Origin of the sequence: Streptomyces chattanoogensis (assembly GCF_001294335.1) — a bacterium.
In the GTDB taxonomy this organism is placed as follows: Bacteria; Actinomycetota; Actinomycetes; order Streptomycetales; family Streptomycetaceae; genus Streptomyces; species Streptomyces chattanoogensis.
Map to the genome: position 1 here is coordinate 1 of NZ_LGKG01000149.1, position 26,628 is coordinate 26,628.

Consider the following 26,628-nt stretch of genomic DNA (forward strand, 5'->3'; position numbering starts at 1 on the left):
CCCTCACCCCCAACGGCAAACTCGACCCCCACCAACTCCCCCCACCACAAACAACACCGGCATCGGAGACCCGAGCGAACCGTGCATTCCAGCAGGTTCCGGAAGACGGGCCGCAGCCAGTGGCCGAGCTGATCGCCGAAGTCTGGGAGAAGCTCCTGGGCACATCAGTCGGCCCCGACGACAACTTCTTCGAGCTCGGCGGCAACTCCCTGCTGGCAGCGCACCTCAAGACCGCACTCAACGAAGCGGGCCTGCCCCCGGTCACGCTGCGGGACCTCTACCTGAACTCCTCGCTCTCCGCGATGGCAGAACTCCTCCGATCCCGTCGGAGCACCACAAGGGAGACCACCTCGTGACTCGACCGGCCAGTGCGGGGCAGCTCCGCTTCTTCCTGCTCGACCAGCAGGCGGGCAGGGCCACGTTGGTCAAGCGGGTGACCGTGGACGGCCCCGTCGCGGCCCACCGGCTGGTGACGGCGGTCCGCACAGTACTGGAGGCGCAACCGGCACTGCGCACGTCGCTGCACCTGGAGGAGGACGGCCTGCAGCAGCAGGTCCACCCGGCGGCCGACGTGGAGTTGTCCGTCCAGCACACCGACCACGCCGGGGAGCCGGCCGTGCTGCAGGAAGCATCCCACTGGGCAGGCGCCCGGTTCGTGCACGGCGGCGGACCGTTGTGCCGCGTGCGGGTGGTCATCGGGCCCGACCGTGCACACTGCCTCTTCGGCGTCCACCACGCGGTCTTCGACGACGACTCCGCAGACATTCTTCTGCGGGCACTCATCACCGCCTACGAGCATGGACCGGCATCCGTGCCGCCGGCAGGTGACCCCGCCCCGGCGCCCGACGCGGACCGGCTCGCCGTCCTGCGCACGTTCTGGGCCCGCGCCCTCGACGGATGCCCGCAGGACACCGGGCTCCCGCAGCTGGAGGACACCCGGCGGAGGGAACGAGGCTCGCTCGTACTACCCCTGGACAGAACCCTCACGGACCGGATGACGGCTTGTGCCCGCGAGTACGGCGCAACACCGTTCACCCAGCTGATCGCCGCCGCCGGGATGGTGGTCGGCTGGTACCTCGGGCGGGACGACGTCGTGATCGCCACCGTCACCGGCGGCCGCACGGCGAGTGACCAGAACGTCATCGGCTGTGTCCAGAACACCGTTCCGGTACGGCTCGACCTGGCCGGCGCCGACACGGCGGGCCTCCTCGACCGCACGCTGGACGCGCTGTACGACGCCGTCGAGCACGCCGATCTGCCGATCGAGGAGATCCTCACGGTCTCGGGTGCCGCACGGCGGCCGGGGCACAAGCCCCTCACCCAGATCCTGTGCGCACAGGGCAGGGTGGCACCGCCGACGAACGCGGCGGGCCTGCGCTGGCAGATGGCGGAACCACCGGGCACCGCGGTGGAGTACGACCTCAGTCTGGCCCTGCTCCACTCGGCCGAGGGCCGGCTGTCCCTGGCTGTCGAGTACCCGGCAGCGGCGATGTCCACGGTCACGGCCGAACGCGTGGCGGATCACCTCGTACGGGCTCTGGCCGCCCTTACGTCGGAAACCGCACGTCCGCTCGCCGAGGTGCCCCTCCTGGGTACCGACGAGATCGCTGAACTCGCCCTCCTCACAGCGGAGTCAGCGACCGTCACCGGCCGCCCGGTGCACGAACTGGTCGCTGAACAAGCACGCCGGACGCCAGACGCAGTGGCGGTCACCGCGAACGGGGAGTCCGTCGGCTACGCCGAGTTGGACCACCGCGCCCGTAGGCTGGCCGCCGAACTGACGGCCGTGGGAGTCCGGCCGGGCGCCCATGTCGGGGTGTGCCTGCCCCGCGGAATCGACATGGTGGTCGCGCTGATCGCAGTGTGGCGAGCCGGAGCGGCCTATGTTCCCCTGGACCCGGAGTACCCGGCCGACCGGCTCCGGTACATGGCCGACGACGCCGAGCTGACAGCCCTGATCTCCGACGACGACGTAGTACCCGGAGTCCGCCGGGTGAGCACCGGCGCGTCGGGCGCGACTCTGCCGGCCGCCTGGCCCGAGGTCAGCAGTCAGGATGCCGCCTACCTCATCTACACCTCCGGCTCCACCGGCCGCCCCAAAGGCGTCCTGATCCGGCACGCCAACCTCTCCGCCCTCTTCGCGGCGTTCGACCGGGAGTTGGGCGGCCCGCCCGCGGTGACCGTCGCCGGTACCAGCCTGTCGTTCGACATCAGCGCCCTGGAACTGTTCTGGCCGCTGGCACGCGGTCGCTCCGTGTTCGTCACCGGTCACCGGCGTGTGCGGCAGGACGCCGTCCCCGACGGTGCGCTCTACCAGTGCACCCCCACGGCCGCCCGGATCCTCGCGGCCGACCCGGAAGGCCGGCAACTCCTCGGACGGCTGGGCTCCCTGCTGCTGGGCGGTGAACCGCTCCCTTCCGATCTGGCGGACGACCTCGCCGGCCTTGTCCCCGGTCCGGTCTTCAACTGTTACGGGCCGACGGAGACCACCGTATGGTCGACGCTGTGGAGGGTCCGGGCGGGCTCCCCCGTCCACATCGGCCGCCCTCTCGCCGGCGAGCGCTGCCATGTCGTCAACGCGAACGGACGTCCGGTGCCTCCCGGTTGCCCCGGTCGGCTGCGGGTCTCCGGCTCCGGCGTCGGCGTCGGCTACTGGCGCCGCCCGGAGCTGACCGCCGAGCGTTTCCGTCCCCTCTCGCCGGACTCGGCAGACCTCACCTATGACACCGGCGACGGCGCCGTACTCGACCCCGAACACGGCCTGCGCTTCCTGGGCCGCGAAGACAACCAGGTCAAGATCCTCGGCCAGCGTGTCGAAACCGAAGAAATCGAGTCGGCGCTCCGGGCCACGCCGGACGTCCACGACGCGGCGGTCGTCGTACTCCCTGAGCAGAGCCTGATCACGGCCTTTCTCGTCACCGCTGACGAACCCGCGGCCGTAGCAGCACCACCGGAAGCTGCCTCCACGCCATCCGTTCCCGCGGCCGCCTTCATCGACTCCGTGTGCCGACACGCCGCAGCCTGGCTCCCCGCCGCGGTGATCCCGACCGTCTGGCGTACCGTGCCGCGGCTCCCGCAGCTGCCCAACGGCAAGCTGGACCGCACGACGCTACGGATGTGGGCTGAAGCGGCGGACAGCGTCCCGCAGCCGTCACGCGGACCGGCGACCGCGCCACTGCTGCTGGCCCACGTGACCGACGTCTGGAGCCATGTGCTCGGGAAGCCCGTCACCGACCTGGACGCGAGCTTCTTCGAGCTGGGCGGGAACTCCCACGGCGCCCTGCGCATATTCGCCGCCCTCAGCGGCTCCTTCCCCGCGTTGCAGGCAGCCGATCTCTTCCACCACACGACCGTACGGAAGCTCGCCACCCACCTCGCCCGGACGCGGACGGCAACGCCTCCCGGGCCCGCTCCCGCCTCCCCTGCCGAGGGCCGAGGCACGGAACGCGCCCGGGCCCTGTCCGGCTGGGGGGCACGCCCCCGCCGGAGCCGCTGACCAGCCCCTGGCGACCGCCCCCGCCGTACTTCGGGGCCCCGCGGAGTAGCCGGAGCGCCCCCTGAGTCAAGGAGACTTGCTGTGACCGTTCCTCTCATGTGCCTGCCGTTCGCCGGTGCCGGCGCCAGCCTGTTCCGGCCCTGGCAGAATCACACGACCCGGGCCTTCCAGGTCACACCGATCCAACTGCCCGGCCGCGAGGAACGCTTCATCGAAGACCCGTACACCACCATTGACGAGGCGGCCGCGGGCTGCGCCGAAAAGGTACTGGCCGCCGCTGAGGACCGCCCGTTCGCCCTCTTCGGACACAGCTTCGGCGCCATACTGGCCTACGAAACCGCGCGCCTGATGACAGCAAGGTGCATGGGCTCCCCCCAGCACCTGATCGTCAGCGGCGCCGCCGCCCCCGGCCTCCCCCGCCCCTACCTCGGCGTCCACGACCTGTCCGACGACGAACTGGCCGCCGGTGTCAGCGGCCTGGCGGGCTACGACCACGAGGCGCTCGCCGACCCCGACCTGCGGGAACTTCTCGTCCCAGCGCTCCGCGCCGACATGACGATCAACGAGACGTACCAGCCGGTGGACATCACGCCGTTGCCGATACCGATCACCATCCTGCGCGGGGTGGACGACACTCTGGTGCCCAGGTCCGCCGCCGAGGCTTGGTCCGAGCACACCACCGTGGGCCATGAACTCATCGAGGTACCGGGCGGCCACATGTTCCTCTCCGAGGACTGGACAGGGCTCTGGTCACAGGTCGACGCGATCCTCTCGCGCTGACGACAGATCCTCCACGTGCCTCCGCAGCTGCACAGACCCGAGCACGAGGACGGCAGTGGTCGCGCCCGCCCCGAAGAGGACCACCCCGGCACAGAGGTACCCAAACGCCGCCTCGTCGCGGCAGGCCGGTCACACGGATGCGTCGATCCTGGCTGGTCGAAGGCATGGCCGGTACATGAGACCTCAGCCGTGTCACCAAATTCAGCGCCCGCGGGCTGGGCCACAGCCTCGCCGAAGCCGTCGATGCCCCAACCGCCGGCCCCGGCCACGCACCCGGGCGCGGACCGTCTGCGGGTCATCGCCTCCGACGGCTGCTGTCTCGAACATTCCACCGTCCTTCCGACAGATCAGCAGCAGGGCGAAGCCCTCTTTGCCTGGTCTCCGGCGCCGCCCCCACAGCTGTTCGTCGCCGTCGCTGCCCTCGGCCGTCAGGAGATATTTCCACGGCACGCTCTGGTTCCATGTCCAGCGACTGTTCGCGACGTTTCCCGAGGAGTACGCGCTGGCGAACAAGGTCAACCATCCCCGCAACATCCTCGGCCGACACATCCACCGAGGCTGCTGCCGTCGTCCGGAACTGCGACGAGAAGCTCACCCGCTACCGGAACCTCATCGATTCCGGATCCGCTGCCTCCAAGACCGTCGCCGAGTGGATCAGCGAAACCGAAGCCCGTCGCGCCACCGCCGCGGCCCAGCTGAGCCCGCCCAAGAGCCGTGTCCTCTCCCGCGAGCGAATCGCCGAGCTGGTCGACGCGGCCGGAGATACCCTGGACGCGCTGCGTAGCGTCGAGGGAGGGCAGAAGATCCGTCTCTACCGGGCGCTCGGGCTCCATATGACCTACCAGCCCGGACAACGCAAAGTGCTGGTCGGGATCGCTCCCCACCAGCACTTCGTTGGTGAAAATTCTGTGTCCGAGGGCCGAGTTGAACCATACGCGCATGCCGGTGATGTGGGAGGAGCTACGGCTAGCGTAGTCCCGCGCAGCCGACGCGCGGCTAGGCATGCGGCGCAAGCGGCCCCCTCCCCATGCCCTTCGGAGGGCATCCGATCGCCGACCTCTGATCACGTCCGCTCGCGTGGAGTGGGCCATGCAGATATCCCGGCGTACAGGCCGACTCGTCCGCTTTTCCTGCTCTGACCTGGGGGAACGTCTTTGGTGGGGCCTTCGGGGGCCTCATCGGAGTGCCCTCTCTGACCTGGGGTTTCCCGGGAGTTCCCGGGCTGATGTGCACTGGATGTGCACTGGGATGTACATGCGGCGACCTCAGGCCGAGGGTGCGAGGGCGGGGCGTAGGTTTGAGGGCGGGGTGCAGGTGTGAGGTCCAGGGGCAGACCGACCCCTTGAGGAGAGCCGCTAGGGAACGTGCTGTATGTCCTGTGCTCTGCCAGTGGTTTGTTGCGCGTGGCTGCAGCGGTCTGCTTGCCGAACGGACGAGCTGATCACCGGGTGTCGTCGAGTTCCGCTTCAGATTTAATTGAAAGTTAAAGTAAATCCATCGTCCTGTAAAGCTGCAGGTCAGAAGGGGTCCGTCACTCCGGGATGGGCCCCTTTTGTGACTCATTGAGGTCTGGTGGTGCTCTTGGTCCTGGATGCTGCCCCGGAGGGCCGGAATCGACCACCCGTCGGCACCTGTGGCCCCCAGGATGCTGTCCCGTGCTGACATTGCGATCTCAGCGCAAGGTCTGACGGCAACTCGCGGCAGGGCGGGCCTGGTGCTCGAGGCGGGCGTGTTGGTCTGACGCTCTGCAGGCAGCGGGGTGCGGCACCGTCGGTCTTGTCGTGGTCGGGTCATTTATCGGAATGGAGCGCTCGGTTAGGCATAAGCTGAGAGGTCTTGATTACAGGTGAGGGCCGGATGTGGCCTGGTCGAGGAGCGGCAGCGTATGAGCGGGCAGGCACGGCGTCGTGAGGAAGTCCCGGAACAGCTGAAGACAGCGGCCCGGAGGTCTCCCAACTTCGGGCGGCTCTACGCGATGCAGCCCTTGCTGGCGATCTACGGCGCACAGGCCGAGCAGTCCGTCTTCACCAACCCCAACGTCTCGTACGTCGCCTCCGGCCAGTTCGGTGAGGTGCTCGCCGAAGAGCTGGTGCAGCGGGCTGGGGTGCGCGTCGAGGGAGCCCGGCAGATCGACCGGCTGGCCGGACTCCAGCGCGCTGGCCTGCTCCCCGGCCGCACCCGGGACGCCTTCGACACGCTCCGCCGGGGGCGCAACGACGCCGCCCACAACCACCTCTTCGACACCAGCAAGGCCCTCAAGGCCGTCGAACTCTGCTTCCAGCTTGGCCAGTTCTTCTCCCGCGCGATCGACAACGTACGAGAAATCGCCGCGTTCGTGCCGCCCCAGCTGCCGAGCGAGGTGGCGGGTGGCTCCGCCGAGCTGGCCGAGCTCCGTGAAGCGCTCGATCACTACCAGCGCACCCTCGCCGAGTCCCGCACCCGCCTCAGCGAGGTCGGTGACCGGCTGGAGGCCGAGCGGCGTGGCCGGGAGGAAGCCGAGCGGCTGACGGAGGCCGCCGAGCGGGCCCGTGCCGAGTCTGAGGCGGAGGTGGCTCGCCACCGGGACGAGATCGAGCGGCTCCGGCGCGCCCACCAGGACCGTTACGACCAGGAGCGCCTCAAGCCCCGGCCGGTCACCGTCAACGCCCGTGAGGCGATCGTCGCCCGCGCCCAGCGGCCCGAACCGCTTAACGAGGTGCAGGCCCGCGTCCGTATCGACGAGATGCTCACCCAGGCGGGTTGGATGGTCCAGGACTACGGCGACCTCAACCCACTTGCCTCCCAGGGTGTCGCGGTCCGCGAGTTCACCCTGACCACCGGCCGCGCCGACTATGTCCTCTACGTCGACGGCATGATCGTCGGCGTCATCGAGGCCAAGCGCGAGGGCACCGCCCTAGCCGGCGCCCTCGCCCAGAACGAGCGGTACGCGGGCGGCGTCCTCAAAGAACACTCCATGGCGGTCTGGCGCGAGGGGGAACCGTTCGCCTTCCGCTACGCCACCACCGGCGCCGAGACGTTCTTCCTCAACCTCCTCGACCCGCACGCCCGCTCCCGGTCCGTCTTCGCCTTCCACCGCCCGGAGACCTTCGCCGCCTGGATGAAGCGAGCCACCGAGCACCCGGACACCCCGACTTTCCGGGCCGCCCTGCGCACCGCGCTGCCGGTCCTGGAGTCGCACGACCTGCGTACGGCCCAGGAGGAGGCGGTCGTCGGCCTGGAGAGTTCACTCGCCCAGGACAAGCCGCGCGCACTGATCCAGATGGCCACCGGCGCGGGCAAGACCTACACCGCGGTCACCGAGTCGTACCGGCTGCTCAAGCACGCGCGTGCGCGCCGCATCCTCTTCCTCGTCGACCGCAACAACCTCGGCCGCCAGGCCAAGGCCGAGTTCGACCGCTACAAGGCGCCGGACGAGAACCGCAAGTTCACCGACCTCTACAACGTCGACTCGCTCGGCCGGTCCGGTCTCCAGGAGACGTCCTCCGTCGTCGTCTCCACCATCCAGCGCATGTACGCGCTCCTCAAGGGCGAGCCGCTGGAGGACACCGCTGAGGCAGAGGACCGCGAGGACTCCTCCACTCTCGACGAGAACTACATGACCGACCGCCCGGTCACCGTCGAGTACAACCTGGCCGTTCCGATCGAGTCCTTCGACTTGATCGTCATCGACGAGTGCCACCGCTCCATTTATGGCCTGTGGCGCGGTGTCCTGGACTACTTCGACGCCCACCTGGTCGGCCTCACCGCCACCCCTACCCGGCAGACCAAGGGCTTCTTCGACGGCAACATGGTCTCCGAGTACACCTACGAGCAGGCCGTCGCCGACGGCGTCAACGTCGACTTCGACGTGGTCACCATGGACTCCTCGATACGGGAGGACGGCGGTGCGAAGATCGACAAGGGGACGACGGTCCGTATCCGCGACCGCAAGACTCGCGCCCAGCGTTACGAGGAGCTGGACGAGGACTTCGTGTACACGGTCGGCCAGATCGGCCGCACGGTGATCGCCGAGGACGAGATCAGGGCCGTCCTCACCGCGTACAAGAACAACTGGCAGCGCTGGTTCCCGGGCCGGACCGAACTGCCCAAGACGCTGGTCTTCGCGGCGAGCGACGACCATGCGGACGAGGTGTTGAAGCAGGTCAAGGAGGTCTTCGGGCGCGGAGACGCCTTCGCCAAGAAGATCACCTACCGCTCCCGGGACAAGGGCGACGACCCCGAGCAGCTCGTCAACGACCTGCGGAACTCGCCGTTGCTGCGGGTCGCCGTCACGGTCGACATGATCGCCACGGGTACGGACGTCAAGGCCCTGGAGTGCGTGATCTTCCTGCGGGCTGTCCGCAGCCCCGTCCTCTTCGAGCAGATGAAGGGACGCGGCGCCCGCACGATCGACGCCGACGACCTGAAGGCGGTCACCCCGGACCCGGCCGCCGACCTCGCTAAGGACCGTTTCGTCCTGGTCGACGCGGTGGGCGTCACCGCCTCGCCGCTGGTCGACACCCGCCCGATGCTGCCGCCGGACGGCGGCAGTCTCAGCCTGACCAAGCTGATGGACAAGGCAGGTAGCCGCTCGCTGACGGCCGAGCAGGCCGAGACACTCGGGCGTCGGCTCGCCCGGCTTGACCGCAAGCTCACCAAGGAGGAGCGGGAGCGGATCGAGCAGGCGTCGGGCGGGGTGCCACTGGCGGACATGGTCCGGAAGATCACCAACGCGGTAGACGTCGACACCCAGGACCGGGCGTACCGGGAGGGCGGCGCGGATCGCGCGCGGCGGCTGGTCCACGACTCGGTCGAGACCCTGACCACCCACCCGGAACTGCGGAAGCTGATCATCGGCATCAAACAGCAGCACGACCTCACGTACGACGCGACGACCGAGGTCACACTGAAGGTGAACGAGATCCCGAGGGAGGAGCGGGCGGTGAAGGAGCTGGCGGAGTGGCGCCAGCTCCTGGAGAGCCGCAAGCGGGACGAGGCGGCGGCGGAGGCGATCGCCCTCCAGGTGATCCTCGGCAGCGGAACGCGGGTCCGGCCGCAAGAGGCGCGGGCCCACTTGAAGGAGCTGATGGCCTCCATCAAGGCGACCAAGCGGACCTGGACACCGAAGGTTATCTGGGACCACTACGAGCTGGTCGGCGAGGCGGCCGAGTCGCTGACGAAGTCGGCCGGTCTGGGCGACCTCATGAACCTCGTCCGCTACACGCTCGGCGCGGACGACCAGCTGCGCCCGTACCGTACGGTGGTCGAGGAGCGCTTCGAGGGCTGGCTGTTGCGGCAGAGCCAGGCGGGTGCGGAATTCACAGATGACCAGCTGTGGTGGCTGCGCCGAATCAAGGACGCGATCGTGGTCGACCTGGGCATGGAACGCGAGGACTTCGGCCACATGCCGTTCTCCGAAAAGGGCGGCGGCCCAGGCTTCGCGAACGCCTTTGGTGGCAAAAACCAGGCACTGGAAATGTTGGATGAACTGAATCGGGAATTGGCTTGAGCGAGGGTATGGGCGGGTTGCCGGAGGGGTGGGTTTGGGCGCGCCTTGGGGACCTTGGTGAGTGGTTCGGCGGCGGCACACCTTCGAAGAAGGAGCCTGACTACTGGGAAGGGGGAGACGTTCCCTGGCTCTCCCCGAAGGATATGAAGTCAGAGCGGCTTGCGGATGTTCAGGATCGCATCACGGAGCGAGCTGTAAACGAGTCCTCTGTCCGAATGGTGCCACGCAACTCTGTTGCGATCGTGGTTCGTTCCGGGGTTCTCGAGCACTCGGTGCCGGTCGCTTCGGTTCCTTTCGCGACGACACTGAACCAAGACATGAAGGCTGTCGTTGCGTATTCTGGCGTGCTGCCTGAATGGATTGCGTGGGCCCTTCGCCGCTACGAGCGGAAGATTCTTGGTGAATGCCGAAAGGCGGGGACTACGGTCGCATCCTTGTCGACCCCGGCGCTAATGGACATGCGAGTTCCAGTCCCTCCATTCGCTGAACAGCACCGCATCGTCGAGGCCCTCGAAGAGCAGCTCTCCCGTCTCGACGCAGCAGAGGCGCAGCTTTCTTCAGTGATTCGGCGTAGCGCAGGGCTGGAAAAGAAGTGGCTGAATATCCTTGCGGTTGGCCGGAGCATGAGGCGAAGCGGCACGGAAGACCTCGATTCCTTGGAGGAATCAAAAACCGGACGCTTTGATGAGGGGAATCTTATTGAGCTTCCGCATGGGTGGAAGTGGCGTCGAGCCTCTGCGGTATGCGAACAGATTGTGAGTGGCTCAACGCCAAAGGCTCACCTTATGTCGCCAGGGAGCGGAGATGTCCCCTTCTTGAAGGTATACAATATTTCACAAGGTGGATTTGTTGACTTCTCTGTCGATCCAACCTTCGTAGGAGTGGAGACGCACGAGGGCCTACTTAAGCGATCCAGGGTCCTTCCTGGAGATGTTCTGACGAATATCGTTGGCCCACCCCTGGGGAAGACGGCCATGGTTCCTGATGTGTACCCTGAATGGAACATTAATCAGGCAATTGTGTCGTTCCGTGCCGGTCCTGACCTGACGCCGCGATGGCTGACTCTCGTTCTTTCGTCACCTTACATTTTGGGTATGCTTAAGCGGACTTCGAAGGCCACAGCCGGGCAATTCAACATTGCGGTGTCGACGTGCCGTGATCTGCCGATTCCTTGCCCGCCAATTGATGAGCAAGAGAAGCTCAACGAGGCGGCAGAGCAATGGTTGACTCTGAGTGAGAACGTGAGGGGCGCTGTCGCGAATTCGCGGATTAGGGCCACGGAATTGCGCACGGCCCTACTAGGGAGAGCATTCGTCGGCGGCCTGGTCCCGCAGGATCCCGCCGACGAGCCCGCCGCCACGCTCCTTGCCCGCATCGCCGCCGAGCGCGAGGCCGCCAAGCCCGTCCGCAAGGCGGCCAAGCGGGCCGCTCGCCCGCGTAAGGCGACCGCTGCCGCAGTGGCGACGAAGGCCGCCCCCGCTCCAACCCCCGCCCCCGCCACCTCCGTTCAGCAGGAGTTGTTCGACCAGTGACCGTGCTCGCATCCGATACCGCCCCTGAGACCACCGCGGACGACGCTGCCACGCCCTCCGCTGACAACGTCCCCCTCACCGAGACGCCGAAGTCCAAGAAGGCCGCCGCGCAGACCAACGCGCTGGTCGCAAAGCTCTGGAACTACTGCAACGTCCTCCGTGACAACGGCATGTCCACCATCGAGTACGTCGAGCAGCTCTCGTATCTCCTGTTCCTGAAGATGGTCGACGAGATCGAGAACGACGAGTGGGGTGGCCGCGACCTCAGCGCCCTCGTGCCCGCCGACTACAACTGGAAGTCGCTCGTCAGCAAGCGTGGTAGCGAGCTCGAAGCGCACTACCGCGCCGTCCTAGAGCACCTCGGCCGTAAGCCCCACACCACCATCGGCACGATCTTCGCCGACGCGCAGAACCGGATCACCAAGCCCGCCCTGCTCGAAAAGCTCGTCGTCGAGCTGATCGGCCGCGAGGAGTGGACGGTCACCGGCACCGACCTCAAAGGCGACGCGTACGAGGGCCTGCTCGCCAAGGGCGCCTCCGACACCAAGACCGGCGCCGGCCAATACTTCACACCGCGCGCGCTCATCGACGCGATGGTGGACGTGACCCGGCCGGGCCCGGACGACACCATCACCGACCCCGCTTGCGGCACCGGTGGCTTCCTGATCGCGGCCCACGCGTACGTCACCCGGTACCACATCCAGGACATGGACATCGACGCCCGCAAGGCGTACGACAGCGGATCCAAGATCTGGGGCAACGAGCTGGTCACCGGCACCGCCCGCCTTGCCGCCATGAACATGTTGCTGCACGGCATTGGCAAGAGTGACGGCCCGAGCCTGATCGACGTCGGCGACGCGCTCGCCGAGAAGCCGAGCGGACGGCACGCCTCCCTCGTCCTCGCCAACCCGCCCTTCGGCCGGAAGTCCGCGATCACTGTGATCGGCCAGGACGGTGAGCTGGAGAAGGAGGACGTCCAGTATGACCGTGACGACTTCACGGCCACCACGACTAACAAGCAGCTCAACTTCCTTCAGCACATCATGTCGCTGACCGCGGTGAATGGCCGGGCTGCAGTCGTTCTCCCGGACAACGTCCTTTTTGAGGGCGGCGCGGGCGAGAAGGTCCGCCGCAAGCTCCTTGACGAGTTCGACCTGCACACGATCCTGCGCCTGCCCACCGGCATCTTCTACGCGGGCGGCGTCAAGGCCAACGTACTGTTCTTCGACAAGAAGCCCCCGCGCGCCGACGGCAAACCGCACACCACCGTCACCTGGGTCTACGACTTCCGCACCGGCCAGCACTTCACCATGAAGCAGCGCCCGCTGACCCGTGCTCACCTGGACGACTTCGTCGCCCGGTACAAGGCAGGTGAGCCGCTGACCGCCCGCGTCGCGGACGAGGACGAGAACGGCTGCTGGAAGCCGTACACGTACGAGGACTTGATCGGGCGCGACAAGGTCAACCTCGACATCACGTGGATGAAGGACCCGGCCCTGGAGGACGCGGACAGCGACCTGGAGCCGGAGGTTATCGCGGAGGAGATCGTGCGCGATCTCCAGTCCGCCCTGGCCGAGTTCACCGCCATCGCGAAATCCCTGGGCGCGGACCTGGACGTACCGGAGGCAGAAGAGGTCTGACGACGGACGGAAGGTCGGCGTCACCGCGCCGAGGGCCGCAACGCCGAGTGCCTTGCGGCCCTCGGCGTTCGCGCGCGGTTACTGTCGGCTAAGAAGAGCTAACAGAAAGCCTTGACGCGTCTGTAGGTGATCACATAGCAGGCGAGCTTGAGGAAGGCTTCGTGGATGTCGTCGCAGATCTCCCAGCGGATGCGGAGGCGGCGGATGCCGTGGATCCAGGCATTCGTGCGCTCTACTACCCAGCGGACCACGCCGAGTCCGGAGCCGTGGGGTACCCCGCGTCGTGCGATGACCGGCTTGATGCCCCGCTTCCACAGCAGTCTGCGGTACTTGTCGAAGTCGTAGCCCCGGTCGGCGAACAGATGCCGGGGCCGGTGGCGGGGCCGACCCGTGCGTCCCCTGATACGGGGGATCGCATCGAGCAGAGGGAGCAACTGGGTGACGTCGTGCCTGTTCCCGCCAGAGAGGGTGATGGCCAGTGGTGTGCCGTGCGCGTCGGTGATCACGTGGTGCTTGGAGCCGGGCCGGGCACGGTCGACCGGGCTCGGCCCAGTTTTGGGCCGCCCCTCAGGGCTCTGCGGTGCGAGCCATCGATCACCGCCCTCGACCAGTCCAGCTTCCCGGCCCGGTGCAGCTCGGTCAGCAGCACCTGGTGGAGGCTGTCCCACACCCCGGCCTCGTGCCAGTCCCTCAGCCGACGCCAGCACGTCATCCCCGAGCCGAAGCCCAGCTCCTGCGGAAGCCACTCCCACTGAATCCCGGTGTGCAACACGAACAGGATCCCCTGCAAGCACCTTCGACGTGAGCCGGCCGACTCCGTACGTATCGCGGAGCGCTCCAGAAGCCTGCTGTAAGGGAGTGGAGGGCCGGATCCGGAGCTGAACCGATCAGATCGAGTCACAAACCAACCGTGATCCGAAAAGCCGCTTGACCGACCTGTGTGCAGTACAGGGAACATCAGGAGTCCACGTTTCGGAGTTCCTCGTCCTCCCTACGCACCGTACAGAGGTATGCATGGCCATCGCGCACCCCCAGACCCGTCAGTTCGAGTCGTTCGTCACGAACTTGTCGTACGCACGCCAGATGGTGCGAGCCGGGCAGGCGCTGGAGGTGCTCAGCCCCAAGGGCATCGACACCGGCGATTTCTACCGGGCCGCCTGGGTGCAGTCCATCGCCGCCCTCGAACACTGGGTGCAGGAGGAGGTGTTGCGCCGGGTCGCCGAGGAAGCTGCCAAGGACGACCCGGACATGCCGCGGAAGCTCCGTGACTACCCGTTGCCGCTGCACTGCGTGGAGCAGGTGCAGCGGGGCGAAACGACTACCGCCGAGGTGGTCGCGGAGCGGGTGCGCCAGGACATCGCCCGCCAGACCCTGCAGCACCCAGACATTATCGCGAAGGTGATGGCGCTCGTCACCGATGTCAAGGTGTGGCGGGAGGCGGCGAAGTGGGTCAACCGGTGGAGTCAGTACCGCACTTCATACGACGAGAAACGGCTGCGCGGTCAGTACATCCTGCTGCTCCGCCGCCGCAACCAGATTGCACACGACGCGGATCTGATCGACGGCGACCTCAAGCAGCGCCGCCCGATCGGCGAGGCTGATGTCACGGATGCCCTCAACTGGATCGAGCGGATTGCGCTCGCGCTTGCGTATGCGCTGGAGGGGGACGCGCCCAGGACCTCAGGGCATCCGGTTCCGGCCAAGGCTTCGGAAGTACCAGGTGGAGATCAGCCGCACGTCGACTGAGTGATCGTCATCGAGCCCTGCGAACTCGTCCTAGGGGCCTTGTCAGTCCTCCGGTTTAGCCTTTGGTCATGCGACCGCCTCTTGAGAACGTTCTGCGCAACGCGCTCGTACAGAACCTCGAGTTGATTGAGCCGGGACTCCGGCCGGTTCAGTTCGAGGAGTACCCGCTACCCAATGCCCATGGCACGCGGGGCAGCATCGACATCCTGGCTCGTGATCGCCATCAAATGTGGGTGGTCATCGAGCTGAAGCGGTCTCGGTCCAGTGCACGGCAGGCCCTGCACGAAGTCAACAAGTACACGGAGCTTCTCTGCCGGGAGAAGAACCTCGCGCCGGACCGCATCCGTGCCGTGATCGTGGCCATGCCGGATGACTGGGAGGAACTCCTGATCGCTGTCAGTCACGCGGCGCGTGACTGGAGTCATGATCTCCGCGGGTACCGGCTGCTTCTGGACAGTAGCGGTGCCCCCACAGGGACCGAACGGGTGGAGCTTCTGCCGCGGGCGTTCGAGCCCCGCGTTACCCCCATACACAACCTGTTCTTCTTCACCACTCAGGAACAGCGCGAGCAGGGCTGGAAGATCATCAGTAAGGTTGCGGACGAGCTTGGGGCGCTCGACCTACTGGCGGCGGATCTGGACCGGGTAGCGGAGAAGCACTACATCCCTGCGCCTTTCGGCCTGTACCTTGCGGTGGGCCGGGTGAACAAGGAACTCGCCGCGTCGGATCTCTTAGGTGGTTACGACGGGCCGGAGCCGTTTGCTACCGAGCACCAAGCCGAGTACCTGGCCCTTTGCGCGATCTGCAATCGCCTTGCGCGCAGCGAGATGCGTGGAATGAACATGGAATCTGCGCAGCCAGGGCTGCTGAAGAATCTCGCCGACAACCCCAACTGGGCCATACAAGGCTTCCGAGGAACCGGCGCCTATGACGACACAGCGGCCTTCGAGCAGCAGGACCTGCTCCGCTTCCTTACTGGAGACGAGCGAGGAGACAGCCAGGTCCTCTACACAGGTACTGCCAGCCCGCAAGTAGCCAGCCGTTGGCAGGCGTTCCGGCAGGAGATTCGGCAGAGCCTGGCCGGCAACCATGAGTGGGAGTCACTGGTGGAGGGCTGGCTCGACGAAGTGAGTCCTAAGGTCGGTGACGGAGACGTCGGGCTGCACGTTTACAACCCGTGTGACCTCCTGCAAGCAATCATCCACGGTTGGCCGGACCAGATGGAGAACCTTCTGCCGATGGTCGTGGGTGAAGCCGTACCTCGACAAGGGCTGCGGAGCTCAGTGCGTGGTGTCCTGTGCTGGAACGGGCAAGGCATGTCGCTCCCTGATGCAGTACGGCTCGTGTATCGAGACCCTCTGTTCCTGATGAGCAACGTGTACGCGGGGACAGTGTGGGAACGCGACCGCGAACTTCTGGATCTCCTCGGGCTGCACTACGTACTCCTGGAAAGCATCGGCCCCGCCTGGACTGAGGCATCTGCATCCGACGAGCACCGCATCTGGGTGCAGCACGAGCAGGGTGTCCGCGTCTACTCCTCGGCCTCAAACCCTCGCGAGTACACGCAGGTGTACACCAGCATCGCGGCTGATGGCGAGATCGTCCCAGTCAGGCAGTACCTCGTCAGGCATTCCCGCGAGGCGGAGATCGTGGCCAGGGAGTACCGCGCCTTCGTCCATGCCGTTTAGTAGACAACAATCGCAACCGAGGGTGACTGTGCGTGTCGGTGATGCGCAGCCAATGAGTGGGAGCGGAGAGGCAGCTGTCGATTAGCCTCGCGGGCGCCGGCGTTCCTGCGGTACTCCGCTCGGGTGCAGCCGGCTTCGCCACTTCGGCGGGGCTCTGCTTTGGGGCCGTTTCTGCCGTACGGGAGCTCAGGAAGCGCCGTTGACGTTACGCAGCTCAGCCGGGTACGCGGGGCCATGGGGCCGCGTACCCGGTGACGGGCGCAGATCCAACGGCGGGGCGTCCACACTGCGGGCGGCCGGAACAGCCTTCTCTGCGAGAAGTCTTCTGCGAGGGACATGGAGGCGGGGAGAGCCGGTTGCCGGGGCCATCCGGTCATCCCGACGGTAGTCGCGCTGACGTCGTAGCCTGACGGTGCTTGGCCGCGGGGCCGAGTTCTTGGCAGGAGCCGCCATCGAGGGCTGGTCGCTCCGTAAGCCCCGTGAGCTGCCGAGATCGTACGGGGCCCGCGACGTCGGTTCCGTGGATCCGTGCTGTGACCCCTGGCTCCTCCGGGTAAGCAATCCAGATTCCGGCGGACCGCCCCTCGGCGCGGGGTCGTCCGTGGTGAGCAGGGTTGTCAGTGGTCGAGGCTAATCTGGCTCCGCTGTAGGCCGTTCTTGGGGGAGCGTGAGCATGTCGTACGTCCAGCATCTGTCGGTCCGCGTGCCCTGGCATGACAGCGGGTGGGGCGGGACGGTCTGTGAGGATCCGCTGGGGAACAGCTCTTGCACCCTGCTCAAGAAGATCGGCGAGGGTCGGGACGACACGCTCGAAGTGACGCATGCCGGTAAGCGCTTCGAGGCACTGGGGGTGGAGCCGGCCTGCCTGGCTGAGGGCGGCGGTTTTCTCAGCCCACGGGGACACGTGCTGACGCGGTCGCATCCGTACGGACACAAGAAGGCCCTTGCGGCGCTGTCGGAGACGCTGGTGGATGTTCCGCCGTTCTCGGCGCACGGTATCCCGTTCTACTGGCTCAACCGCCAGAATGCGGAGGAGATGGCTGAGGAGCAGCGGATCCTCGACTTCTGCGGGGAGGCGGAGAAGCACGCTGCGGACAAGCTCGGTTTCGAGCCGCGATGGCTGCTGCATGGAGACAACCAGCAGGCTGTCATCGAGGCGTTCTTCGAACATGTGCAATCCGAGCAGTCGTTGGTGTTCTTCTATCTGAAGCACTCGCCGTTCGAGGACCAGCCGCGCCGGATGCTGGTGGGAGCCGCTTGCGTCGAGTCGCTGACCATGCCGGGGCGGTGGAACGGATCGGAGCGGACCGCCTTTCCCAACCACATGTGGGAGACGATCATCCGGCACACGCTGCGGCCGGATGGCAGGGGCGGGATTCTGCTGCCCGTCCAGGAGCTCGCGAGGCTTGCCGCGCAGGGGCGGGATGTGGCTGCGGCGCTTGCCGTGGCGCCGGAGAGGGAGCGGGAGTTCTCATACGCGACGGAGCATGTGTCGGCCGACGTGGCGGTGGCCGCGCTGCTGGAGTTGAAGCGTGCCGCGCAGGCCGCACGGGACCTGGGTTGCTCAGTGCCCGAGCGGTCACGGCAGTGGTTGGACCGGCAGCTGGGTATGGCATGGCGGCGCCGTGGGCCTGCCCCAGGGATGCCGGCTGTGCTCGGGCGCCTCGGTTTCGAGCATCCTGCGTTCAGCGCCCGCGCCCTCATGTCGACGGTGCCCGATGGCGGCGATCCCTGGCCGGACCTGGAGCAGGCGCTCGAAGACCGAGGCGGGCCCGAGGATTTCCGGCGGCTGGTGTCGGCCACCAGCCGGGGCATCTGGCGGCACGCCAACGGGCAGAGCCGTCAAGCACTACGGCTGCTGAGCCGGTTCGACCTGGGCAGGAAGCAGCTTGACCAGGTGCTGGATCGGAAAACCGATATCGAGCTTTTCGAGGACGAGCTGCTGGTCAATCCCTATGACCTGGTGAACTGCACTGTCGACGACGGTGAGCCCATCCCCTTCGAGACCATCGACCGCGGCTGCTTTCCTGACCAGGGGCTTGCCGAGCGCTATCCGCTGCCGGTGACTGTGCCGTTGGATGGTCCGCTGGACCGGAGGCGGGTCGAGGCGGCCCTTGTCACGGTCCTGAGCAGGGCCGAGGACGAGGGCCATACGCTGCTCCCCGTCGAGGATGCGCTCTGCCGGGTGGCGGAGCTGAACGTCGTACGGCCGCTGGACGTCACGGTGTCGGTGCTGCAGGGGATCGAGCTGGACCCCGCATCCCTGGATGACGACGCCGGGGTGAACTGGCCGCAGCTGACCCGGACCGAGCTCTCCGGTGGAGCCTTCGGATACAAGCTGCGGTCCGCGACCCGACGGCGGGGGTGGATCCGTGCAGCCGTTCGCAGACTTCGGGATTCGACGCCGCACGCGGTGCCGAAAGATCTGGAGGCCACGCTCGCTACCGTGCTCGGTGAGCCCGACGGAGGGGCGGAGGACCACGCGGCAGAGATCCGCGCCCGTCGGGAGAAGGCCGCTGCCCTGAAAGAGCTCTACCGTTCCCCGCTCACCGTGCTCAACGGCCCTGCCGGCACCGGCAAGACCACCTTGGTCAAAGCGCTCGCACGACGGCCCGAGATCACGGACGGCGGGCTGCTGCTGCTCGCGCCGACCGGCAAGGCACGGGTCCAGCTGGAGCAGAAGGCCGATCACCCGGCGCACACCCTTGCTCAGTTCCTCAGCCGCTCCCAGCGCTACGACGGCATGCACGGTCGATATCTGACCACCGGGGAGCACAGCACCCGCGAGCGGTTCGGGACCGTCGTCGTGGACGAGGCCTCGATGCTCACCGAGGACATGCTTGCCGCCCTGCTTGATGCGCTGATCCTGCCCCAGCGGCTCATCCTGGTCGGAGACCCGCGACAGCTGCCGCCCATCGGGGCGGGCCGACCCTTCGTCGATATCGAGCGAAGGGCGAGGCAGGATCACGCCCCCGCACGCTGGCCGCGTGTCGCACCGGGATGGGCAGAGCTCACGATGCTGCGTCGCCAGCGTGGGGAGACGGGGGCCCGCGAGGATCTGCTGCTGGCCCGCTGGTTCAGCGGCGATGAGCTCATGGAAGGGTCCGATGAGGTCTGGGCCCAGCTCCGGCGCGGGGACCGGCTGAAGCATCTGCGGGCCGTCGCCTGGGACGGCCGGTCGGCGGCGCAGGTGCTCGACCAGGTGCTCAGCGAGGAATTCGAGGTCACGGGCGGCGATGCCGGGCTGAGCTTCGCGTACTCGTACGGTGCGACGAAGAATCCCGATCGCACGTATCCGGACTTCAAAACCGCCCCGGCAGAATGCGAGAACTGGCAGGTGCTGTCCCCCGTGCGAGGCAGGGCGCACGGCACCGTCGAGCTCAACCGGCATCTCAAGCGCCGCCACCGCAGCCAGCCCCTGCAGCAGGCGCTGCATCGGTTTGCCAAAGTGCCGAAGCCGCTCGGCGCGGAGCAGATCATTCTGGGGGACAAGGTCGTCAATACCCGCAATATGCGAGCCAGGTGTGAGGTGCCTGGGATCTGGAAGAAGGACCCGGGTTATGTGGCGAACGGCGAGATTGGCGTCGTCACCGGGAAGGTGAAAACCGGGAAGATGAGCTTCCGGCCTCCCGCCCATGTCGAGTTCTCGTCCCAGCTCGGCAAGTGGTTCCCCTATTACGACGGTCGCGGCGACGATGACCCCCCACTGGAACTGGCCTGGGCGCTCACAGTGCACAAGAGCCAGGGCAGCGAGTTCGGCACCGTGATTCTGATGCTTCCGGAAGCCGCGCACAGTCTGTCCCGCGAGCTCCTCTATACAGCGCTCACCCGCCAGACCGACCGGGTAATCCTGTGCCATGAGGGGCCCCTGGAGGATCTGCTACTGCTGACCAACCCGACCAGTTCCGACACCGCCCGCAGGTTCACCGACCTGATGGCACCCGCGGCCCCGCGGCAGCTCCCCGGCCGGGCCGGCGCTCCGCCGGTCATGGTCGACACCCAGATGCTGCACATCAGCGCCAGCGGCGTGCCGGTCCGCAGCAAGAACGAGGTCATCGTCGCGAACATCCTCGACGACATCGCCCCGGGCGCATGGACCTATGAGAAGCCCCTGTACGGCAAGGACGGGGGCCGCCGTCGTCCGGACTTCACCATCAGCACCCACAGCGGCCGCACGGTCTATTGGGAGCACCTCGGCATGCTCCACGACCCGCGCTACGCATCCACCTGGGAGCTCAAGAAGAAGTGGTACGCCGAGCAGGGCATCCTGCCATTCGACCAGGGCGGAGGTCCGGGCGGCACACTGATCTGGACCAGTGATGAGAACGGCTTGGTGGATGTGCCGGCATGGCGCGAGAGCGCCCTGCAGGCCATCGGCCGCGACGAAATCCTGCAGCCGCGGCGTACGGCGAAGAAGACCGTGACCGCGCGGCGGCCACCGAAACGAGAGGTAGAACAGCAGGAGCGCTGAGCGGCGTGGCGCGCCGCGCCATGGCAGGGCCGTCGCAGTCCGCAGCAGATTCGCAAAGCGCCAGCGGACAGCAGTCGCACCCCCTCCCAATCAATGGGAAACGTCAGCCTTCTACCACGGCGATGGCCAAAGTGACGCTCGATCAAGCCGACGGCGTAGGTCACGTCGGTAGGCGCTGCTTGAGATCGTTGAGCAAGTCTGCGCCGTGGGCGATCTTGTTACGGCGCCGTAGGATCTCGCGGCTCGTGTCGGACGCTGCCTCTCTGGCCTGCGGTTTCTCTCGCAATCTCACGACGTGTCGAAAGTTGAGGCCCCAACTCCGTGTCGGATTCTCTAGGCCGTTGTCCGGCGGACTTGGTAGTTCCAGCGTGTGAGCGCCCGGACGACGGTTTCGGCGCCGATGGGGTTGGCGCTGTGAACGAAGATCGTTCCAATGTGGAAGGGCCGTCCGCTGAAGGCGGCTTCTTCCATGACGGTCACCACGGGCATGATGCTGTCGTCGCCGCCGAGATCGTGGTCGAGCCAGAGTTCGTCGATGAAGCTGTCGTGGTGCTCTTGCAGGAGCTGGATACCTTCGCGACTGGTCCGGGCGATCCGCGTAGCTCTGGGGAGCGGTCGGAGGTCGTCAATGCCGAGGATGACAGGCCTTGGTACGGCTGGGTCCTCATTCACCTGATCATCATCGCAGTAGAGCGGCCACGAGTACCGCGGGGCAGGCGACGACGGCGTCGTGGGCAGGCCACAACAGCGCGATGTCCTGTCGAAGTTCAGGCAGCCAGTGGGCTGCTGACTTGCTGGGGTGCCATGTCGTTTGAGAACGCCGGCCCATGGTGTTCCCAAACGACATGGACTTCACGGGATTCGGGTTCGCCATGCCGGAGCTTCGGGCATACGCATAGCGCGAATCCTTACTTCAGGTCGTACTTGCACATTTTGTCGGACTTGTCACCCTGGTTGTCCGCGACCTTCTTCCCGTCGACCGTGATGACGCAGGCCGCCGCGCGCAGTGTGCCATCGGCGTTGTACACGGAGCCGGGGACGACGGAGACCGTTGTGCCGATCCTCTTCTCAGCGTCGGTCGTCAAGGTGACGGTCGAGGTCTTCTTCCAGGGAAGCTTCACCTTCTCAAACTTGTTGGTGTTGAGGTTGTAGTACACCTGCGATGTACCGTGGCCAAGAACTTCGAGGGTGACCTCGTGCTTGACCTCACCGCTCCCGCTGTCCGGCTTCGGCTTCACGCTCGCGGACTTGCCGGCCGGCGGCGGACCGTCGCCGCTGCCGCAACCGGTCAGTAGAGCCGCGGTCAGGACCAGAGCCGTCCCATTGATGATCTTGCGCATACTTCCCCCCTTGCAGACGAGTAAGTGATCTTAGTTCTGCGTACGGCTGCCATGCGTATGCTGGACCCTGGCCAGGATCGCCGAGGTGATCCGCACCCGGTTCGGCATCGACTACACCCTGGCCGGGGTCGACCTGCTGCTGCACCGGCTGGGCTGGAGCGTGCAGATGCCCTCCCGCCGGGCCACCGAGCGCGACGACGCGAAGATCGCCCAGTGGAGGGAAGAGCACTGGCCCGCCATAAAAAAGACGGTGGCGGACCTGGGCGCCTGGCTGTGCTTCGAGGACGAGGCGGGACAGGGGCTGAGGCCGCCCACAGGCCGGACCTGGGGACGAAAAGGCCGCACTCCCGTGGTGCGGGTGACCGCAGCCGGCACCCGGCGCGTGTCCATGGCTGCGCTCGTCTGCACAAAACCCGGCTGCCGGCCCCGCCTGATCTACCGCACCCTGGTCGACCGAGGCCCGCGCCGGGGCAGGCGGAAAGGGTTCGCCGAGATCGACTACGCCCGGCTCCTGGACGCCGCCCACCAGCAGCTCGGCGGCCCGGTCGTGCTCGTCTGGGACAATCTGAACACCCACGTCAGCACCAGGATGAGACAGCTGATCGCGCAGCGCAGTTGGCTCACCGTCTACCAGCTGCCGCCTTACGCGCCGGAGTTCAACCCGGTCGAGGCGGTCTGGTCACACCTGAAAAGGTCTCTGGCCAACCTCGCCAGACACGGCATCGACGAACTGGCCGCGCTGGTGAAGACCCGGCTCAAACGGATGCAGTACCAGCCCGGCCTCATCGGCGGCTTCATCGCCAAGACCCGGCTGGACTTCAGCCCGCCTGTAGGTTCCAATTCCTGCTGTCCCCGAGCAACGTGCTGACCTGCGGTGCGGTGGCGTGTCTCAGTCGTTGTCCCGCCGGTTCTTCCAGATCTCGTGTCCTCAGACTTGTGGGCCGTCCGCGCACAGTACGGAATCGCGAACCACCGGTCAGTGGTAGAGGTGGCGGATGCAGCCGCCGTCGGCGCGCACAGTGGGTGCGCCGCTGTACCTATCTGGCCCAAACATCAGGTTGATGCCGCGATCGTCGATGGTGCTGATCCCGGGAAGGCCTTGGCCGGGCTCGCCCTTCGCGGGGGCGGGGATGTGCTCCACAGTGAGCCCACGTTTCGACCACTCCTCGCGGAGATTCTTGACCACCGTGAGGTAGTCGTGGCGACTGTCGAATTCAAGCTTCCAGCTGTAGATGGGTTGGTCTCGAGTGACGCCGTCACCATCGGCTCCGAGGTCGTCCTTGCAGGATGGGCTGCCTTCCTCGTTGGCCGTTCCCTCCAGCGAAGCTCCACGAAGTGCGCCGGCCAGGTACGGTGCGGGCCGCAGTTGGCTGACGGTGCGCTTACCCGCCTCCTTCGTCACGGTGGTGTGCTTCCCGTAGTCGGCAGCCGATCGCACCGGTCCACCCGCCATGGACTCGCAGGCCTGGGCCAGAACCACCAACGGCAATATGAATGCCGCGGCGATCAATACCGCTGCGAGGGGACCACGCCGGCGGCGTCGGCCGGGTTCCGGGGCGGCTACCGAGTCCGGGGAGGGTGTCGTACGCATAACGTCAATCCAAGCCGCCCTCGGGCTGCGGAGGCAGCGCTCACGTACTCATCGTCCCTCCGTACTTTCACCCAGGATTCCCTCGATGAGATGCCGGGAGGGCATCGGCACGGCACCGATGTGTCCAACTTCCTTGTCCCACGGGCCAGACAGGGGAAAACCAACTGCTGGAAAGGACCATCAGTAATTAGACGCTACACCGTCGTAACCCCTGCCATTAAAGATCTCTAGTGCCGCCATCAGGATTCGAACCCGAGAGCTACGGATTACCAGTACTGGAGCGATGAGAGCCGGGCTGTGGAGGGCCAGGTCCTTGTGGCTCTCGGCCCGTTCGCTATCACCTGCTTCGCCTACGACGAGGCTGTCGCGGTGGACTCGGAGTACCTGCCCGTGGCGCTCCTGGAGCGCGCGCCGTCGCAATGTGGAGTCGCTGGCCTAGGTTGTGGGCTGCTGAGTAGAGGACGGGGCACAGCACGAAATTCTTGTGTACCTGCCACTGTTCGGCGAAGGACAGAGGCCGCGGGGCAGTTCACTCGTTGACGGCGGCCGAGGGCCGAGACCCACGCAGCCGATGTGCTGCTCGCTCTCGGTTCGGATCTTGAGAAAGGGAAGCGGTATGGGGATGTCCGGTTTCTGGGCAGTGGGGGCGCTACGTGATGGAGAGGTCGCAGAGCTGGCACCGGTGGCGGCGCCGGCGATTGAAGCCGCCGTTGCGCGGCCGTCGGCGGTAGCGGCCTGGGCGCGTTGGGAGCGTGAGGCGGTAGGCAGAGGTGGGGCGGTGCCGGTGTGGCGTTCCGACGGCTACAACACCGACGAGGCTCTGCACCTGTACGACATGGTCAACGAATCGGCCTTCGATGCGCTGGATTCCTCCCGCGAGCTGCACGTTATGCAGTGGTGGGACCGGTTCGACGAGGCAGTCGAGCCGTTTGTCGAATCCGTCCGCAAGGACAACCCAGTGGCGGCCCTGTTCCATGGTCTGGGACCCCGACGCGCCGGAGCGCTGCCGGGCTGGGCGGGCGATGCGGTGCTGACCGCTGCCGAGGTGCGCCGCTGCCTGCCGGAGGTTGAATCCGCCCTCGCGCTGGTCGGCGCAGAGCGTGAGCAGACACTGGCCCGGATTGACGACTGGCCCGGTGACAAGGATCCTGTGGGACTCCTAGACGGACCTCTGCGGGTATGGCGGCAGGCAGCCGCGTCGGGGTTGGGACTGCTCTCCTCCCGCATCTGGTTCTGACCAGCCCACCGTCCCGCCCTCGGCGGAAACCAGACCACCCGGGCAGCCCGCCGTCGTGGGTCGGCGCGCCGAAGCTCATGGCGCAACCACGCCCTGCGTCATCCATGGGAGGACGGCGAGAGAGATCGGCTGTCGTACCTGCTCCATAAGGTGTGATGCGTGACGCGCCATGAACTTTTCGAGGCCTTGGCACGGTTACGAAATGGCTCCGGTGGGAGGACGGCGAGCACCCCAGAGGCCCTTGCTGCTGTTGTGGCTGTTCGGGCGTCACGCCGACGAGCGACGGCGAGCGAACGAACCGCCCATCGCTCCCCGCAGCGTCTGGCTGCTTCCCGAGTGAGCCGGTACAGGGCCGTTTGCGCCCGGAGCTCACTGCGTGAATGTGCCGTGGGCGCTCGTGTGGCGCTGGTGGTGGCCCACAGCGCGGGTGGCCTGCTCCGGCGGCAGCGACGGTGTGGCTGTGCCACATGGCGCTGTCGGATGAGCCTCCTGCCGAAGACACGTGGCGCGCGAGCATGGTTTGCGTCGATGTCGCTGCGGGCGAGCGCGTTGTTGTATAGGCGTTCCTGGCGCAGCGGTGGTCAGGTGCGGCGTCAGGGAGACGCAAATGGGAGCCATCGGGATTCCGGAAGGATTCGAGAAGGCCGAGTGGGATGCATACGTCCGCAAGGGTCGGAAGCTGATCAAGCAGATCAGCGATGCCAAGTTCTCGCTGGGGGACACCCTCAACGAGATGCTCGTGCACCGTGGGCGGGGACACGGGGAGGTCACAGAGATCATCACGGCGTATGCGCGACAGATCGGCTCGACGTTCGAGACGCTGAAGCACTACAGATACGTGGCGTCGGCATGGCCCGAGGAACAGCGTCGTAGCGATGTGGCCTGGAGTGTGCACAGGGAGCTGGCCGCCCACCCGGATCGGTTTGGTCTGATCCGTACGCAACCGCCGGACCCGGTAACCAAAGAGCCGACCGATTGGACGTACGACCAGGCGTTGCGTGCGACAGAGCGGGATCCGGGGTATCCCGTGACCCGCGAGGAGAAGGTTGAGCGTGTCTCATCGATTCTCCGCGACTCCGATGTGGCCGCCGATGCGGTCGGCAGGCTATTGCAACGTCCAGAGGTTGCCTCCCGGGTTGTGGACGACCGATGCTCGAGGAAGGCCATCAAGGAAGCGACCGCAGAGCGCTACCGCAAGCTCGACGATGAGGTGGTAGCGGCCCGAGAACTCGCCGCTGAACCGGTGGATGAAGATCCAGGCGCGTCGGCGCAGCCCGCGGTGGACTTCCGGCAGACTCCGCCGGCGGTCTTGAGAATCTTGGGACTGTGCACCAGCTTCTGCGTGTCTATGCGGGATGCGATCTTCGACGTCCAGGGCGAGAACCTCGCCCCGGAAGGCAAGGCGGCCATCACGGAGAGCCTGGAGAAGGTCCGCGAGATCTGCAGCTGGTGCGAGGACTCGATGACGTCTGGCCGGGCCGGCATGGACGAGGCGCTCGCTCGACTTCTCAGGACCGAGGGCGGTGAGGACTCGTGACGACGCGGGCGAGGCCACGGGCCGCAGCGGACCTGGGTGAGGAACTGTGGGAGCGCGTCGAGGCCGCAGGCACCGAGGGCCT

16 protein-coding genes and 2 pseudogenes are annotated in these 26,628 nt (G+C 66.6%); 13 read left to right on the plus strand and 5 right to left on the minus strand.

What is annotated here, in order from left to right; translation table 11 throughout:
• The 3 genes from ADL29_RS44195 to ADL29_RS24755 all read left to right on the plus strand — a co-directional run.
• Positions 1–356: phosphopantetheine-binding protein (locus ADL29_RS44195; protein WP_245689610.1), on the plus strand; the 356-nt coding region annotated here is incomplete at its 5' end.
• The gene (locus ADL29_RS24750) at positions 353–3,496 is read left to right on the plus strand and encodes a non-ribosomal peptide synthetase (protein WP_053925801.1); all 3,144 of its coding nucleotides are present in this window, start codon (positions 353–355) and stop codon (positions 3,494–3,496) included. The genes ADL29_RS44195 and ADL29_RS24750, both read left to right, overlap by 4 nt.
• Before the next feature lie 81 nt (positions 3,497–3,577).
• Positions 3,578–4,276, plus strand: coding sequence for a thioesterase II family protein (locus ADL29_RS24755; RefSeq protein WP_157878560.1), 699 nt, complete (start codon positions 3,578–3,580; stop codon positions 4,274–4,276).
• Between the two features lie 515 nt (positions 4,277–4,791).
• Here ADL29_RS24755 and ADL29_RS43630 read toward each other — a convergent pair.
• Complete coding sequence (locus ADL29_RS43630) at positions 4,792–5,217, minus strand: hypothetical protein (protein ID WP_157878561.1); 426 nt, start codon at positions 5,215–5,217, stop codon at positions 4,792–4,794.
• A gap of 944 nt (positions 5,218–6,161) precedes the next feature.
• Between ADL29_RS43630 and ADL29_RS24760 the strand changes: the two genes are divergently transcribed.
• Genes ADL29_RS24760 through ADL29_RS24770 form a run of 3 tightly spaced genes read left to right on the plus strand, consistent with a single transcriptional unit; the run spans position 6,162 to position 12,936 of the window.
• Entirely contained in the window at positions 6,162–9,764 is a 3,603-nt protein-coding gene (locus tag ADL29_RS24760; protein ID WP_245689611.1) for a type I restriction endonuclease subunit R, read from the plus strand.
• The gene (locus tag ADL29_RS41500) at positions 9,761–11,296 is read left to right on the plus strand and encodes a restriction endonuclease subunit S (protein ID WP_157878562.1); all 1,536 of its coding nucleotides are present in this window, start codon (positions 9,761–9,763) and stop codon (positions 11,294–11,296) included. The genes ADL29_RS24760 and ADL29_RS41500 overlap by 4 nt, the downstream gene beginning before the upstream one ends.
• Complete coding sequence (locus tag ADL29_RS24770) at positions 11,293–12,936, plus strand: type I restriction-modification system subunit M (protein WP_245689612.1); 1,644 nt, start codon at positions 11,293–11,295, stop codon at positions 12,934–12,936. Before ADL29_RS41500 ends, ADL29_RS24770 begins: the two co-directional genes overlap by 4 nt.
• Positions 12,937–13,034: 98 nt before the next feature.
• Here ADL29_RS24770 and ADL29_RS41505 read toward each other — a convergent pair.
• Positions 13,035–13,777 (minus strand): IS5 family transposase gene (locus ADL29_RS41505; RefSeq protein ID WP_425424277.1). Its coding sequence is split into 2 segments (ribosomal slippage): positions 13,035–13,495 and positions 13,495–13,777, totalling 744 coding nucleotides; the frame shifts between segments, so codons are not numbered across the junction.
• Positions 13,778–13,950: 173 nt separating this feature from the next.
• On the opposite strand from ADL29_RS41505, the gene ADL29_RS24785 reads away from it, so the two are divergent.
• From ADL29_RS24785 to ADL29_RS24795, 3 genes are all read left to right on the plus strand, one after another.
• Positions 13,951–14,682, plus strand: a complete 732-nt coding sequence (locus ADL29_RS24785) for a hypothetical protein (protein WP_063788528.1) — start codon at positions 13,951–13,953, stop codon at positions 14,680–14,682.
• Positions 14,683–14,750: 68 nt separating this feature from the next.
• Positions 14,751–16,370, plus strand: a complete 1,620-nt coding sequence (locus tag ADL29_RS24790; RefSeq protein WP_157878563.1) for an endonuclease NucS domain-containing protein — start codon at positions 14,751–14,753, stop codon at positions 16,368–16,370.
• Positions 16,371–17,043: 673 nt separating this feature from the next.
• A complete protein-coding gene (locus tag ADL29_RS24795; protein ID WP_053925806.1) occupies positions 17,044–20,841 on the plus strand; it encodes an AAA family ATPase in 3,798 nt (1,265 codons plus the stop codon).
• 333 nt (positions 20,842–21,174) lie between these two features.
• Here the strand turns inward: ADL29_RS24795 and ADL29_RS24800 are convergent, their stop codons facing one another.
• Positions 21,175–21,513, minus strand: a complete 339-nt coding sequence (locus ADL29_RS24800) for a cyclic-phosphate processing receiver domain-containing protein (protein WP_053925807.1) — start codon at positions 21,511–21,513, stop codon at positions 21,175–21,177.
• A 236-nt stretch (positions 21,514–21,749) separates the two neighbouring features.
• On the minus strand, positions 21,750–22,181 hold the full coding sequence (locus ADL29_RS24805; protein WP_053925808.1) for an LptM family lipoprotein: 432 nt from the start codon (positions 22,179–22,181) through the stop codon (positions 21,750–21,752).
• 58 nt (positions 22,182–22,239) lie between these two features.
• Here ADL29_RS24805 and ADL29_RS24810 point away from each other — a divergent pair.
• Positions 22,240–23,049: pseudogene (locus ADL29_RS24810) on the plus strand (IS630 family transposase); the annotation flags it as partial.
• Between the two features lie 108 nt (positions 23,050–23,157).
• Here the strand turns inward: ADL29_RS24810 and ADL29_RS24815 are convergent.
• On the minus strand, positions 23,158–23,661 hold the full coding sequence (locus ADL29_RS24815; RefSeq protein ID WP_053925809.1) for a hypothetical protein: 504 nt from the start codon (positions 23,659–23,661) through the stop codon (positions 23,158–23,160).
• A 727-nt stretch (positions 23,662–24,388) separates the two neighbouring features.
• On the opposite strand from ADL29_RS24815, the gene ADL29_RS24820 reads away from it, so the two are divergent.
• The 3 genes and pseudogenes from ADL29_RS24820 to ADL29_RS24825 all read left to right on the plus strand — a co-directional run bounded on the left by ADL29_RS24820 (position 24,389) and on the right by ADL29_RS24825 (position 26,546).
• Complete coding sequence (locus ADL29_RS24820; RefSeq protein ID WP_157878564.1) at positions 24,389–25,009, plus strand: hypothetical protein; 621 nt, start codon at positions 24,389–24,391, stop codon at positions 25,007–25,009.
• A 159-nt stretch (positions 25,010–25,168) separates the two neighbouring features.
• Positions 25,169–25,286 (plus strand): annotated as a pseudogene (locus ADL29_RS46365) (phosphorothioated DNA-binding restriction endonuclease); the annotation flags it as partial.
• A gap of 330 nt (positions 25,287–25,616) precedes the next feature.
• Positions 25,617–26,546 carry a DUF6192 family protein gene (locus ADL29_RS24825; RefSeq protein ID WP_053925811.1) on the plus strand — a complete coding sequence of 310 codons (930 nt, stop codon included), beginning with the start codon at positions 25,617–25,619 and terminating at the stop codon, positions 26,544–26,546.
• The last annotated feature ends 82 nt before the right edge of the window (positions 26,547–26,628 follow it).